Origin of the sequence: Paenibacillus sp. NPDC058177, assembly GCF_042883835.1 — a bacterium.
Taxonomy (GTDB): Bacteria; Bacillota; Bacilli; order Paenibacillales; family Paenibacillaceae; genus Paenibacillus_AQ; species Paenibacillus_AQ agri.
The window spans coordinates 1-13450 of sequence record NZ_JBHVVB010000005.1 but is presented as its reverse complement, the minus strand read 5'-3'; the positions used below and the strand labels follow the sequence as shown (position 1 = coordinate 13450).

Annotated in this window: 13 protein-coding genes; 11 read left to right on the top strand and 2 right to left on the bottom strand. The window is 52.9% G+C overall.

Annotation, left to right across the window (positions count from 1 at the left end; all coding sequences use genetic code 11):
• From ACFVU8_RS19555 to ACFVU8_RS19545, 3 genes are all read left to right on the top strand, one after another.
• Nucleotides 1–1083, top strand: coding sequence for a DUF294 nucleotidyltransferase-like domain-containing protein (locus ACFVU8_RS19555; protein WP_387429514.1), 1083 nt, complete (start codon nucleotides 1–3; stop codon nucleotides 1081–1083).
• Nucleotides 1080–1829, top strand: a complete 750-nt coding sequence (locus tag ACFVU8_RS19550; RefSeq protein WP_379468743.1) for an exonuclease domain-containing protein — start codon at nucleotides 1080–1082, stop codon at nucleotides 1827–1829. Before ACFVU8_RS19555 ends, ACFVU8_RS19550 begins: the two co-directional genes overlap by 4 nt.
• 379 nt (nucleotides 1830–2208) lie before the next feature.
• The gene (locus ACFVU8_RS19545; protein WP_387429511.1) at nucleotides 2209–2769 is read left to right on the top strand and encodes a TlpA family protein disulfide reductase; all 561 of its coding nucleotides are present in this window, start codon (nucleotides 2209–2211) and stop codon (nucleotides 2767–2769) included.
• Between the two features lie 84 nt (nucleotides 2770–2853).
• Here the strand turns inward: ACFVU8_RS19545 and cimA are convergent, their stop codons facing one another.
• Entirely contained in the window at nucleotides 2854–4473 is a 1620-nt protein-coding gene (gene cimA / locus ACFVU8_RS19540) for a citramalate synthase (protein WP_387429508.1), read from the bottom strand.
• 197 nt (nucleotides 4474–4670) lie between these two features.
• Between cimA and ACFVU8_RS19535 the strand changes: the two genes are divergently transcribed.
• From ACFVU8_RS19535 to ACFVU8_RS19525, 3 genes are all read left to right on the top strand, one after another.
• Complete coding sequence (locus ACFVU8_RS19535; RefSeq protein ID WP_387429506.1) at nucleotides 4671–5963, top strand: DNA polymerase IV; 1293 nt, start codon at nucleotides 4671–4673, stop codon at nucleotides 5961–5963.
• A gap of 164 nt (nucleotides 5964–6127) precedes the next feature.
• Nucleotides 6128–6370 (top strand): ferredoxin, encoded by a 243-nt coding sequence (locus ACFVU8_RS19530; protein ID WP_175374368.1) that lies wholly within the window; start codon nucleotides 6128–6130, stop codon nucleotides 6368–6370.
• 130 nt (nucleotides 6371–6500) lie between these two features.
• Complete coding sequence (locus ACFVU8_RS19525) at nucleotides 6501–7934, top strand: L,D-transpeptidase family protein (RefSeq protein WP_387429504.1); 1434 nt, start codon at nucleotides 6501–6503, stop codon at nucleotides 7932–7934.
• On the opposite strand, the gene ACFVU8_RS19520 is transcribed toward ACFVU8_RS19525, so the two are convergent.
• The gene (locus tag ACFVU8_RS19520; RefSeq protein ID WP_175374370.1) at nucleotides 7931–8068 is read right to left on the bottom strand and encodes a hypothetical protein; all 138 of its coding nucleotides are present in this window, start codon (nucleotides 8066–8068) and stop codon (nucleotides 7931–7933) included. The two genes, ACFVU8_RS19525 and ACFVU8_RS19520, sit on opposite strands and share 4 nt — an antisense overlap.
• A gap of 211 nt (nucleotides 8069–8279) precedes the next feature.
• Between ACFVU8_RS19520 and ACFVU8_RS19515 the strand changes: the two genes are divergently transcribed.
• The 5 genes from ACFVU8_RS19515 to ACFVU8_RS19495 all read left to right on the top strand — a co-directional run bounded on the left by ACFVU8_RS19515 (nucleotide 8280) and on the right by ACFVU8_RS19495 (nucleotide 13058).
• Nucleotides 8280–9374: a quinone-dependent dihydroorotate dehydrogenase gene (locus tag ACFVU8_RS19515; protein ID WP_175374799.1), complete on the top strand. Its 1095-nt coding sequence runs from the start codon at nucleotides 8280–8282 to the stop codon at nucleotides 9372–9374.
• A 30-nt stretch (nucleotides 9375–9404) separates the two neighbouring features.
• The gene (gene yjbM / locus ACFVU8_RS19510) at nucleotides 9405–10217 is read left to right on the top strand and encodes a GTP diphosphokinase (protein ID WP_175374371.1); all 813 of its coding nucleotides are present in this window, start codon (nucleotides 9405–9407) and stop codon (nucleotides 10215–10217) included.
• A complete protein-coding gene (locus tag ACFVU8_RS19505; RefSeq protein WP_387429502.1) occupies nucleotides 10207–10665 on the top strand; it encodes a DUF309 domain-containing protein in 459 nt (152 codons plus the stop codon). Before yjbM ends, ACFVU8_RS19505 begins: the two co-directional genes overlap by 11 nt.
• A gap of 118 nt (nucleotides 10666–10783) precedes the next feature.
• A complete protein-coding gene (locus ACFVU8_RS19500) occupies nucleotides 10784–12295 on the top strand; it encodes an RsmB/NOP family class I SAM-dependent RNA methyltransferase (RefSeq protein WP_387429499.1) in 1512 nt (503 codons plus the stop codon).
• Nucleotide 12296: 1 nt separating this feature from the next.
• Nucleotides 12297–13058, top strand: a complete 762-nt coding sequence (locus ACFVU8_RS19495) for a pseudouridine synthase (protein ID WP_175374374.1) — start codon at nucleotides 12297–12299, stop codon at nucleotides 13056–13058.
• Nucleotides 13059–13450 lie beyond the last annotated feature (392 nt).

Genomic DNA, 13450 nt, shown 5'->3' with positions numbered 1-13450 from the left:
GTGGCTTCGATGGAGTCTGCAGGATGGGTCAATGAGAACTACTATACTTCCATCGCAACGGCCGGTTCGCCGCATGAACTTAAGATAAGGCGCATCGCCTGTCAAAATGTGCTTCTCCAGCAGTTGAACATGATTCCGATTGGGGAATGGCTGTCACGCGTGAATGCCATGCATGACCTCATTGCCAAGGCCGCAGTGCAAATATGCGAGGCGCAGATGAGAGAGGCGGGCTACGGCCCGCCTCCCTGCGCTTATTCTTTTATCGTATTCGGCAGTGCGGGCCGACAGGAAGCTACTTTATGGAGCGACCAGGATAACGGTTTAATTGTGGATGGGGAACCGGATGGGGCCAAGAATCGGTATTTTGAAGTCTTCGGTACGCTGCTATCCGATGTGCTGGAGGAAGCAGGGTATGAGAAATGCGAAGGCAAGGTCATGTGTTCCGAGCCAATGTGGCGCAAGACACTCCAGGAATGGAAGGAACAGCTCGAAGGATGGAGAAGCCAGCTGGAATGGGAGCCAGTCCGCTATCTCATCATTGCATCAGATATGCGTCATGTTGCCGGGAACGCTGAATTGTCGGCACAATGGCTGAAGGCCTATCATGAAGGATTCATTGACAATGAGAAACTCAGCACTGCCGTATTGCGCAACACAGTCCGTCACAAGGCGACGCTTAATCTGCTGGGTCAAGTGCTTACTGAACGTTTCGGGGACTACGCCGGAGGATTCGACATTAAATACGGGATGTATATCCCGCTGGTTAACAGTGTAAGACATTTGTCTTTGTCGCACGGAATTCAGGAGAGTGCTACTTTGAATCGGCTTACGGAACTGGAGCAACTTGGGCAGTATGATTATCTTGTTGATATCCGTACAGCCTTCCTGACAGCACTACGAATGCGTTCGAATACACCTTATATCACCCAGAATGGGTTGTTGCTTAGCAGTGATTATATTTCGGAGCAGGACCTGAAGAACAAGCAGTTAATGTCGGAGCTGCGTGGAAGTCTGCTATTGGTCAGGCGTATTCACCGTGCCTTGCAAAGACAGCTCAGAGCAGCGGAGAGGAGACAGTCATGAAGGAGCCAAATAAGGGCGGCGGATTCTGGAGCAACTTGAGACAGGGTGGAATGCCGTCCGCGATTGCTTCCATGCGGGGCGGAGAAACGGCGCAGCAGACCGCCCAGCAGATGGCTTTTATCCGCTCTCTGATGCGGGAGAAAAGGCGGCCTGAGGTGCTGCATACTCCGCTGTCACAGCTGGAGACGGTGATTTTTGACCTGGAGACAACAGGCTTTTCTCACCAGCATGGTGACGAGATTATGTCCTTCGGCGCGATTCGGGTAGTAGGGGAGGAGATCAAGGAGGAGGAATCCTTCTATACCTTGGTCAACTGTCAGACGTCCATTCCGGGTAACATTACAGAGCTAACAGGAATCTCGGAGGAAATGACTAAGACAGCGCCGCCTCTGATGGAGGGGCTTCATAACTTCATGTCCTTTGTAGGGCAGCGGGTGCTGGTGGCTCATGCCAGTGCGCATGACAAAGCTTTTCTAAATGCAGCCCTGTGGAAAACCTCCAAGGTTCAGCTAACGCATCGTGTACTGGATACGATGATGCTGGCTAGATGGCTGGAGCCACAGCGTAGCAACTATTCTCTGGATGAACTGCTGGCCGTACACAGTATACCAATTACAGAGAGACATCATGCTCTGGAGGATGCCAAAATGACGGCGCAGCTCTGGGTGGCCTACCTTCGGGAGATTGCCAAACGGCGTCAGGTGGAGACGTTAGGGGATTTGTACGCTTATTTAAGCAGGGCCTAGCACCGCTAACCCATATGTGTGTATAACCGTGGGCATGGGGCTACAGAACGCAGCGGGTAAGGCGCTACGCCTGCGTTTGACACAAGCTGTCGATCGCATGCCTCCCGCTGCGGCAGCAACCGGCAGGCCTCCTCATGCTTGACGTGGACAACTGGACAGCGGGTGCCTCCCCAGCGCTTGCTGTAAGAAAGACTCCATCCTATGGACTGGACATTTCTCCGGCGGGCTGTCAATTGTTCACCCCTCTCTTCATTTGGGTTTCGTCCTCTGCGGCGGAATCCTTTTTTTATGTATGACAAATTTATGGATGGTTTGAAACTTTACCGAATGGGGGTACAATAGTAAGAAACTATCCCATTTCGCAAAGGAACAGACGCCAATGAAAGCTGTTAATAAACGGAATTTAGCGGTAGTAACCTTGATTGTTATTCTGGTTGTGCTTGTAATGTGGCGGGAACGGGGCTCAGAAGCGGTAGCTGTATTCAAATCGCAGGAGCTGCCCACTGAATCCGGACCTCGTGCCGGATTGCTGGCGCCAGCGTTAACCCTGCAAGGAAGTGACGGCAGCACATACCAGGTAGGCGGCAAAACAGAAAAAGCCGTTCTGCTCAATTTCTGGGCCTCTTGGTGCGATCCCTGCCAGCAGGAGGCTCCGGAGCTGAATGTCATAGCCGCAAAATATAAGGACACGCTGGATATTTACGGCATCAATGTGACCAGCCATGATTACAAGCCGAATGCCGAACGCTTCGTGAAGAAGTTCAAGCTGACATTTCCGGTGATATACGACCAGAAGGGCGAGGCCTTTGCCAAATATAACGGTGCGGTCTTTCCCACTAATGTACTTATTGACAAGAACGGTGTCATCTCCGAGATTATTCTTGGTATCCTGACGCCGGAGGAACTGGAAGCGAAGATCACTGCGCTCACTGGTTCTTAGGAAATAAGAATAATTAGAATTTGAAAAAAGCCCACTTTCAGCAATCAGGCTGCTGAAAGTGGGCTTTATTGTGTTACGGCTTCGTTAATGGTTAACGAGGCCTCTTGGTTCATGATCTTCAAGGTGCTCATGCACTTGGGAAATCTGGCCAAGCAGAGCATAACGCATACTGTCGACCAGTGCTTCCCAGCTGGCTTCAATGACGTTACTGGATACGCCAACGGTACTCCAGGTTTGATGGTAGTCTTTCGACTCGATCAATACACGTACCTTCGCCGCTGTCTGATCCTGTTCATCCAGAACCCGCACCTTGTAATCGGAGAGGTGCATTTCCTTAAGCTGCGGGAAGTAGGTTAGCAGGGCCTTGCGTAGCGCGTTGTCGAGTGCATTGACCGGACCATTGCCTTCCGCGGCGGTATAGAGGTTCTCTTTTCCGACCCGGATCTTGACAAAGGCTTCGGAGACAACGGGACTGCCGGCATTTTTCTCCACCAGCATCTTGAAGGACTCGAAGACAAACAGTTCATTGACTTCACCTGTTGCTTCACGAAGCAGCAGCTCCAGTGAGGCATCTGCACCCTCAAACTGATAACCTTGATGTTCCAATGTCTTGATCTTGTCGATAACTTTGCGAGCCTGTTCGCTGCTAGGATCAAGATGAAGCCCCATATCCTGAGCTTTCGATAGTACATTGCTCTGTCCTGCAAGTTCTGAGACCAGAACGCGCTGCTTGTTGCCGACAAGCTCGGGAGCAATATGCTCATAGGTACGAGAATCGCGCAGGATGGCGGAGACGTGAATACCGCCCTTGTGAGCGAAAGCAGCATTCCCTACATAGGGTTGATTCACAGGCATGTTCACATTGGCTACCTCGCTGATAAAGCGGGCAGTGTTGGTGAGCTGTGACAAGTTGTCACCCGGAATACAGTGGTAACCCATCTTGAGCTGCAGCGTAGGGATGATGGAACACAGGTTGGCGTTGCCGCAGCGTTCGCCGTAACCGTTGATGGTTCCCTGAACCTGGCGGACGCCTGCACCGATGGCGCTAAGCGCATTGGCCACCGCCAGTTCGCAATCATTGTGGGTATGGATCCCAAGCTTGGCCTCTGGAAGCCGTGCCGACAATGACGTGACGATCTCCTGTATTTCATGGGGAAGTGTTCCACCGTTCGTGTCGCACATAACCAGCCAGTCTGCGCCGGCTTCTCTGGCTTTGGCCAGGACTGCCGCGGCGTATTCGGGGTTGTTTTTATAACCGTCAAAGAAATGCTCGGCATCAAAAATAACCTCAAGGCCCTTGTGCTTCAGAAAGGAAATGGAATCCCCAATCATGGCGAGATTCTCCTCCAGTGTAGTCTGGAGCGCGGTATGCACATGGAAATCCCATGACTTACCTACGAGTGTGGCTGCAGGCACGCCCGCATCAATCATCCGCTGCAGATTGTCGTCATGTTCAGCCAGGGAATTCTTGCGGCGGGTGCTGCCGAAGGCGGTGATTTTGGCGTTCAGGTGTAGTTCTTTAACTCTTTTGAAAAATTCGATGTCTTTATTGTTGCTTCCCGGGATGCCACCTTCAATATAGTGCACACCCAGATCATCGAGTTTCTTGGCGATCTTCAGCTTGTCGTCGGCCGACAGACTGATACCTTCACCTTGGGTGCCGTCGCGCAACGTTGTATCGAAGATGGAGATGGACTTTGACATGATAGTCCTCCTTAAGGGAAATGAATTTATACATTATAGCATTTTTACGCGGGAATGTAACAGAGAACTTTTTTATACGGCAACGTGGTAGAGAACATTTGTGCTAAAGAAGCAGGCTCGGTGAGTTGACCTTCGCGCAGGGGAGCGGTATTCTAGTTCTGACAATAGAAACCATAAGAGGATAGAGGGTAGATATTGTGCAGAATGTTGATCAATATTATCCCGCAAGCGGCCGGGTGATCCTGCATGTGGATATGAACGCCTTTTACTGCTCTGTCCATGAGGCGGAGGACCCGGATCAATATAAGGGCAAACCGACGGCAGTGGCCGGAAGCGTGGAGATGCGCAAGGGGATTGTTGTAACTTGCTCCTATGCTGCGCGCCGACAAGGCATCTCTACGGGAATGCAGGTGCAGAAGGCACTGCGGATCTGCCCTTCGCTGACCGTTATTAAACCAAACTTTCATTTATACCGCAAATATTCGAATGCGTTCATGCAGATTGCCTATAGTTATACTCCTTTACTTGAAGCGGTCTCCATTGATGAATGTTATCTGGATATTACCGGTTCCCGCCAGTTTGGTACACCGCTGGAGATTGCGGAGAAGATTCAGCGCCGTATTATGGAGGAACTGGGCCTCCCTTGCTCCATTGGAATTGCTCCGAATAAACTCTTGGCCAAGATGGCCTCTGATCTGAAAAAGCCTAATGGTATTTCCGTGCTGCGGCTGCGCGATGTGCCGAATATTCTGTGGCATAAGCCCTGCAACGAAATGTTCGGGATCGGCGGGAAGACGGCGGAGAAACTGAAGAAGCTTGGGATCTACAGCATTGGACAGCTGGCTGCTGCTGACGAGCGGATGCTGACTGAGCATTTTGGCGTCATGGGCTCCTGGCTGAAGCGGGCGGGCAATGGGATCGATCATGGCGTTGTCAATCCGGAACGGGAACAGAGCAAGTCCATCGGGCATACGACCACTCTGCCCCGGGATGTTGTAGGCATCGCGGAGGCCCGGCCCATCCTGCTCAACCTGAGCGATCAGGTGGCAAGACGGCTGCGCAAACAGGGTCTTGTGGCCGCAGGGATCCAGTTGACTATCCGCACGCCCGATATGAAGACGATCACCCGTTCACGTCAGTTGGACGCACCTTCAGAGACGGCGGAGGATATCTACAAGGCTGCCTGTGACCTGTATGTGCGCCACTGGCGGGGAGACAAACCTGTACGCCTGCTTGGTGTGACCTCTCAGGGGCTGTCTCCCAAGGAAGAGGCGGCGATTCAACTGGATCTGTTCGATTATGAACGCCAGCCCAAGAAGGAATCGCTTAACAAGGCCATGGACATGCTGCGTAATAAATTCGGCGAAAATGCGGTGCTGACGGCAGGGATGCTGAGCGATACGCACTCCTCGCTGCTGCGCAACCACAAGGAACGGGGCACCTCGCTGCAGAAAGATAATCTCGGCCGTCTGGAGCGGGATCAGGACTGAAAATAAGGGCGTGACTATCCGCTTGGATCAGTTGCCATATTTTGAGGCGGAAATGCAAACGTCTTGAAAATTCATTGAAATTGCATTCCTTTTATATTAATATGAGAAAAATAACAGACCGTTCTCACGGCGCTGTATTGTTTAACAGGAGGCAAAGATAAATTATGGCTAAGTACACTTGGGTCGAGAAAGATACTTGCATTGCATGTGGTGCATGTGGCGCGACGGCCCCTGATATTTATGATTACGATGATGAAGGCTTGGCGGAAGTTATTTATGAGAATGACAGAAACCACGGCGTAACGGCAATTCCAGACGATCTGTTCGACGATCTGCAAGATGCTTGCGACGGATGCCCAACCGATTCCATCAAGATTGCGGACGAGCCGTTTAATAAAGAAGGTTAATTCACCCGCGATATTATCGTCATACGAGATAAAAGACATCCTTAGGCCCAATTTTGGTGCTGGGGATGTCTTTTTTTTCATATCCAGCCGATAGTAATAATGAAGGAATCTTTAAATAGCGGAGGTCCCGATGAAAAATATACAGCATCTCAAAGCCTACGTGCAGATGCATCCTGATAATAAGATGGCATGGTACTTGCTTGGGAAAGAATATTATAAGAACGGACAGCACGGCAAAGCCAATTATTGCTTTAACCAGTCCGGGGAAGTCTATGAGGCTTTCGAGCATAGTAAGGTGCCCGCCGAAATGCTTCGTGAGTATGAGGATGGGCTGCTTCAGGCCGGGCGCGAGCGGGACCGGAAACGAAAGAAGATCCGCCGCGCGCTGATGGCGCTAATACTCTTGCTGCTGGTGGTCATCCCTTCGGCGGCTGCACCGGGGCTTGTCGGGCAATGGGAACCCGATGGGTCTTCAGCTGCAGGGGATTCAGACAAGGTTGATCCTGTAGAGGTACCTGCCATTGCTAAACCGGGAAATAGTCAGACACCGGTTAAGTCCAAGCTAGCCTTCACGGCGGTCGAAGGTGGAGGCGCTTCCTCAGCCGGCAAGCTGCTGGTCACGATGCTCGGTGGGGAGCAGGAGGGTTCCAAGACAGCGGTACTCGGTATGAAGCGTCAAGGACAATGGCTGATCTGGAAGAAGCGGCTGCCACTGATTTCTGCGCTCGAAAAGAAGAGTGATGGAGTCATCGAGTATCAGTCCTTTGAGCCGGCTGTCTGCAACTGTAAGCCGCCGGAGCATGGCGAACTGGCCAAGCAGGCCGGAGAGTGGCAAGACGCCCAGGAGGAGCAAGCGGTGCTGTGGAGCGCGATGAAGGCCTACCAGTCTGCAAAGGGAAAGCTGCCGGATTCCCTGAAGGAACTCACTGGACCGTTTCCCGGGAATTGGCTGGGGGGCGTCACGCCTACTATGAAGCAGGCGTTTAAGCCGCTCAGGGCGGCGGCAAGCCCGGGGGCAAGAGGAGATCAACCGGAACAGCCAGCTACGTCACAAGCCGCGCAGGGAGCTGACGGGAGTGGGTCTGGGGCTAGCGGCGGGACGCAGGGCCAGCCCTTTTTTGCCAGCCCGCTTACTATTATTATAGATAAACAAACACACCGTCTGGCAGTCGTCAGCGGCTCGGTGATGCTGCGGAACTATGAAGTGGGCCTAGGCGGGGATCGTACCCCTGAGGGACGTTTTGCGATATCGGATAAGGTTGTTAATCCTAATGGGCATGACAACGGAGAGTTCGGCAGCCGCGGTATGCAGCTCTCAGACACGAATTATGCCATTCATGGCACGAATGATCTGAACAGTATCGGCAAGGATGAGTCATTGGGCTGTATTCGGATGAGACGGGGGGATGTGGAGGAATTATTCGCACTGGCGCCTAAGGGAACGAAGGTAGAAATCAGCAGAGGGGTTCTGCCTGCAGAACTGCTGCTGCCGAAGGAACGCTTCGCGCCGGCAACTTCAGAGAATCAGACCAACCCCCATAAAAAGTACCACTGGTTGAACTAATTGCCTGCTACAATTAACAGAACAACAATCAGAATGATAAGTAATACAAGGCTTACGCCGATCCACAAGAGGGCTTTGCGGTTCACTTCTTCCTTCTTCTGCTGCAGTGTAGGAGGTTTACGTTTGGTTGACATACAGTTCGACCTTCTTTCTCTTATAATCGGTGATTACCCTTACATTGTAATGCGTTTACAATAAAATTACTATACTTGGACTACGGGTCCTTTGGAGCGGGAAAGGGCAAAAAACTTTTCTTTTCACCCGGAAAAGGCTAAAATCAAGTAGAAACCTACAGAAGCGGGGAGACTTAAGCACTAGCGATGACCCCATGAAGGAGCGAGAATGGTGCTGTATCGTAATTTTGGAAAACCGATTTTCTTCAAAATGGACCCGGAAAAGGCGCACCATCTGGTCGTTGGCGGCCTGGACAAAGCAGCATTCATGCCTGGTGGCAGCGCGGCTCTGCGCCTGATGTACGGGGTGCCGGAGACGGCCGACATGGCTGTCGATTTGTTTGGCGTTCACTTTCCTACTCCGGTAGGACTGGCTGCGGGCCTGGATAAGAACGCTGCAGCAGTGCCGGGGTTTTCTTCCATCGGCTTTGGCTTCATGGAAGTGGGGACGGTGACGCCCAAAGGACAGCCGGGCAACGAGAGCCCGCGGTTGTTCCGCCTGCCCTCAGACGAGGCCCTGATTAACCGGATGGGCTTCAACAACGAAGGCGCCGAGGCCATGAAGGAGCGGCTGAAGGCACTGAAGCACCGCAGAATTCCGGTTGCGGTCAATATTGGACGGAACAAGGCGACTAGTAATGAAGCCGCCCATGAGGATTACCGCCAGTGTATCCGTACGCTGTATCCGTACGGTGATTTTTTTGTGGTGAACATCAGCTCGCCAAATACGCCAGACCTGCGCAGCCTCCAGCACGGTAGTGAGCTGTCGTTCCTGCTGGCTCAGGTCAAGGAAGAAATGGAGATTCAGCGCAAGGCGACCGGACTGAACAAAAGCCTGCTGGTGAAGATCGCTCCCGACGTGAGCGACACCGAGCTGGAATATATGGTACATACGCTGACTGAAGCGGGGATGGACGGCATTATCGCTACTAATACTACGATAACCCGTGAGGGACTGAGCCATGAGAAGGCGGGAGAGGCCGGAGGCCTCAGCGGGAAGCCGCTCCGTGACCGTTCCACTGAAATTATCCGCAAAATCTATCGTCAGACCGGCGGCCAAATGCCGATTATCGGTTCGGGCGGGATTTTCACCAGTCAGGATGCCTATGACAAGATCCGGGCGGGCGCCAGCCTGGTTGAGATTTATACAGCCCTCATCTATGAGGGACCTGAAGTGAACCGGAGGCTGCATGCCGGATTGCGGCAACTGCTGCGCCGGGACGGATTCCGTACACTTTCCGAAGCGGTGGGCGCGGATCATCACTGAGGAAGACGAAAGGACAGGAGGACGAAGGCGATGGACGGAAGGGATTGGGGAACTTTTTTACTTCCATATGAGCAAACTGTGGAGGAACTGAAAGTTAAGTTTAAGACCATGCGTTCGGAGTTGAAAAAAAGAGAGGAATATACGCCAATCGAGTTCGTAACCGGCCGGGTAAAGCGGCTCTCCAGCATTCTGGAAAAGGCCAAGCGCCTGAATGTGAAGATGGAAGATCTGGAGACGGGCATCGAGGATATCGCCGGCATTCGCATTATGTGCCAATTCGTGGAGGATATTCGCAGGGTGGCTGAATATATCCGGGCCCGCAAGGACCTGGAAGTCCTCTATGAGAAGGATTACATCACCAATTATAAAGAGAGCGGCTACCGCAGCTTTCATATGATTATCAAATATCCTGTACAGACGGCCCTGGGCCAAAAGATTGTGCTCGCTGAGATTCAGATCCGTACGCTCGCTATGAATTTCTGGGCGACGATCGAACACTCCCTGAATTATAAATATCGTGAAAGCCTGCCCGATGAAATCCGGGTGCGTCTGAAGACGGCGGCGGAAGCGGCATCGATTCTTGACAGTGAAATGTCCAGTATCCGTGAAGAAATTCTGGATGCCCAGATGACCTTCGAGGAAAATTCGAATACAACCACGCAATTGCTGAAGGCTATTCACCAGTTGTATTTCTATCATCTGGTCAATGAAGCCATCGAGAGCCAGGAACGGTTCAATGAAATCTGGCAGGCTCACGATATGGAGGCCATGAAGGGACTTCTGGACCATGTGCGCGGACTCCTCTCTGAAGCGAAGAAGGGCGATCTGCCGGATGGACTATGAACCGCTGTACCTGGCATATCTGGTCTACTTCAACCGGGACAGAGATTATTTCGAGTGTCATGAAGTGCTCGAGGAGCTGTGGCTTGCCAAGGACAAGGACCCTTTATATAAGGGATTGTTGCAGGTAGCCGTCGGACTGTACCACTTCCGGAACAACAACGTTCGCGGTGGCAGAATGATGCTGCAGGGGGCGGCGGCCAAGCTGGAGAATTATCCGGCGAAGACGCTCGGTATCGATCTCGCGAAGCTGGTGGGTGAAGTAAAGGAGTATGCTGTTCGTCTGGAGAATTTCGCTGATCAGCCGTTTCCTTATTTCGATCTTACCATCGACATCGTTGATCACGATCTGGCGCAGCAAGTGAGACTTGCAGCTACCGGCATCACACCGAATATTCCCCAGCGCCGGGGCCCACAACGACCGGACCGAGCACATTCGAAACACAAGTAAGTCAACGCTCTTATTCTTTTGGAGTTCGATTTATAGAATAAGCAGTCTACTTTAAGGGGCACCCGCAAGGGTGTTCCTTGAGTCTTTCATCACCCTATTTAAGCAGGAGGACGGCATCATGGCGGCACAACTGCCCGGCACTTTCACCCAGCGGATGAAGGAACTGCTGGGAAATGAATATCAGCAATTTGCAGACACCTACAAGGAGACTCCATATGGAGGCATCCGGGTGAATACGTTAAAAATAACGGTGGAAGCACTGCGGGCGCTGTCTCCGCTTGGGCTTGAGCCTATCCCGTGGTGTCCTACGGGATTTTATACTGAAGAAGGAGCACGTCCAGGCAAGCATCCCTATTATCATGCGGGCTTGTACTACATTCAGGAACCTAGTGCTATGGCTCCGGTGGAATTGCTTGGCGTAGAGCCCGGCGACCGTGTGCTCGACCTGTGCGCAGCTCCCGGCGGCAAATCCACCCAGATTGCCGCTAAACTTCAAGGCGCGGGTCTCTTGATCAGTAATGATCTGCATTCTGAGCGGACCAAGGCGCTAGCCAAGAATCTGGAGCTGTACGGCGTTCGGAATGGAATCGTACTGAACGAGAGCCCTGAGCGAATCGCGGCGGCGTTCCCCGGCTTTTTTGACAAAATCCTGATCGATGCACCTTGCTCCGGCGAGGGGATGTTCCGCAAGGATGAGGACATGGTGCGTCAATGGGAGCCGGGGACACCGGCCAAATATGCGGACATGCAGCGGGAAATTCTAAACTCGGCTGCAATGGCGCTGGCTCCAGGTGGAACGCTTGTCTACTCTACCTGTACCTTTTCCCCGGAAGAGAATGAAGGCAGCATTGCAACCTTCCTAGCGGTGCATCCGCACTTTTCGGTAGTGCCCGTGGGCGGCACCGGATCGTTCGCGCCAGGATTCGGTGAGCTTGCCGGTACGGCACGGCTGTGGCCGCACAAGGTGAAGGGCGAAGGCCACTTCATGGCCGTGCTGCGGCATGACGGCACCGCGAAGCCGGATGCCGAAGTTGGTACGGCTGACGATGTAACACTGTCAGCTGCGGCTCGGCCTAGGAAAGGCAAGGCCGAGTCTGGCAAGTCTGCCGTGCGCCGCGCGGAGAACGGGCGCGGCAAGGGCGGGCGGCCAGCGGGCCGAGACGGTGGCCGGGGTCAGGCCTCAGCTGAAGAGGCCGCGCTGTCTGCGTACCGCGACTGGGCTCGCGAACAGCTGAGCCCGGAGCTTGAGGGTCATCCCGTGCTGTTCGGTGACCATCTCTACCTGTCGCCGCTGCCACAGGCGGCACTGAACGGGCTTAAGGCGGTCCGTCCCGGTTGGTACCTGGGACAGGTCCGCAATGGCCGGTTCATTCCCGGCCATCCGCTGGCGACCGCGCTGCGGCCTGAAGAAAGCAGCCGCAGTCTGTCGTTGTCTAGTGCCAGCGGGGAGGCAGTTTCTTATCTTAAGGGAGAGACTTTGGCGATCCCTGAGGAGCGACTGGTCGTTAAGCCTGGAAGTCCCTTGAAGGGCTATGTGCTGGTCTGCATTGACGGCTACAGTGCGGGATGGGGCAAATGGCAGGATGGCATGCTGAAGAACGAATATCCCGCTGGATGGAGGTGGACGTAAGATGGGAGCTTCAGGTAACAGCAGCAAGAAGCAACGGTTAGATAAAGTGCTGTCCCATATCGGAGCCGGTTCACGCAGCGAGATTCGTAAGCAGGCCAAGCAGGGCCTCATTACAGTGAACGGTACCGTGGTCAAGGACAGCGGTATTCATGTCGACCCTAATCAAGATGTCATAGAAATTGGCGGCCAACGTTTTACGTACCGCGAACATATATATCTTATGATGAATAAACCCCCCGGCGTTCTCTCGGCAACGGAAGACCGCCGGGATCGGACTGTAATTGACCTGCTGGACCAGGAATACGCGCATTTCGAACCGTTTCCGGTCGGCCGGCTGGATAAGGATACGGTAGGACTACTTCTGCTCACCAACGACGGCAAGCTCGCTCACGAACTGTTGTCCCCGCGCAAACATGTGCCGAAGACTTATGAAGCCACAGTGGAGGGCGAAGTGGATGCTGCCGATGTAGCGGCCTTCGCGGCTGGTGTGGAGCTTGAGGACGGGTATGTGACTCTACCTGCGCAGTTGACCATCCTTAGCCGCGAGCGCGGCAGCAAAGTCATCTCGCAGATTTCGCTTACGATCACCGAAGGTAAATTCCATCAGGTCAAACGGATGTTCCAGGCCGTTGGCAAAAAGGTAGTCTTCCTGAAGCGTGTATCTATGGGCGGGCTGAAGCTGGACGAAAGCTTGCCGCAGGGCGCCTGCCGCGAGCTGACAGCCGAGGAGCTGCGTCTGCTGGATGCGGGTAGAGAAGGGTGAGGTCGGATAAAGGGCCGCTGGGCTCCCTGCTGATTAATAATTTTATGAGCAAGCCGTACTTCGGGTGACTCAGCTATAGCTCGGAGGCCAAATTCACCTTGGCACAGGGGAGTAGCGGAAAATAAAGGAAAAATGGCACCTTAATTAGGCTGAATAAACGAAAAAAGAGCGATTAAAGGCAAAATTGCACACTAAATTCTTCCTTTCGCTGCTTGAAGGGTGTATGCACAAAAAATAAGGTGCATTAATGCCCTTATTCCTTGGCCCATGGGTGTATTCTGTAAATTAAGGTACAAGATGCAATTAGAATAAATAGTGGACACTCGTTAACGGACAGACCGATAATGACAGTAGTGGAGGTGTGTTCACTTGGGAGAACAAAGACAACGATA

Bases quoted from the DNA above. Each gene is read 5' to 3' on its own strand.
- ACFVU8_RS19550 (WP_379468743.1), top strand. From the start codon at position 1,080: ATGAAGGAGCCAAATAAGGGCGGCGGATTCTGGAGCAACTTGAGACAG.
- ACFVU8_RS19545 (WP_387429511.1), top strand. From the start codon at position 2,209: ATGAAAGCTGTTAATAAACGGAATTTAGCGGTAGTAACCTTGATTGTT.
- cimA (WP_387429508.1), bottom strand. From the start codon at position 4,473: ATGTCAAAGTCCATCTCCATCTTCGATACAACGTTGCGCGACGGCACC.
- ACFVU8_RS19530 (WP_175374368.1), top strand. From the start codon at position 6,128: ATGGCTAAGTACACTTGGGTCGAGAAAGATACTTGCATTGCATGTGGT.
- ACFVU8_RS19525 (WP_387429504.1), top strand. From the start codon at position 6,501: ATGAAAAATATACAGCATCTCAAAGCCTACGTGCAGATGCATCCTGAT.
- ACFVU8_RS19520 (WP_175374370.1), bottom strand. From the start codon at position 8,068: ATGTCAACCAAACGTAAACCTCCTACACTGCAGCAGAAGAAGGAAGAA.
- yjbM (WP_175374371.1), top strand. From the start codon at position 9,405: ATGGACGGAAGGGATTGGGGAACTTTTTTACTTCCATATGAGCAAACT.
- ACFVU8_RS19505 (WP_387429502.1), top strand. From the start codon at position 10,207: ATGGACTATGAACCGCTGTACCTGGCATATCTGGTCTACTTCAACCGG.
- ACFVU8_RS19500 (WP_387429499.1), top strand. From the start codon at position 10,784: ATGGCGGCACAACTGCCCGGCACTTTCACCCAGCGGATGAAGGAACTG.
- ACFVU8_RS19495 (WP_175374374.1), top strand. From the start codon at position 12,297: ATGGGAGCTTCAGGTAACAGCAGCAAGAAGCAACGGTTAGATAAAGTG.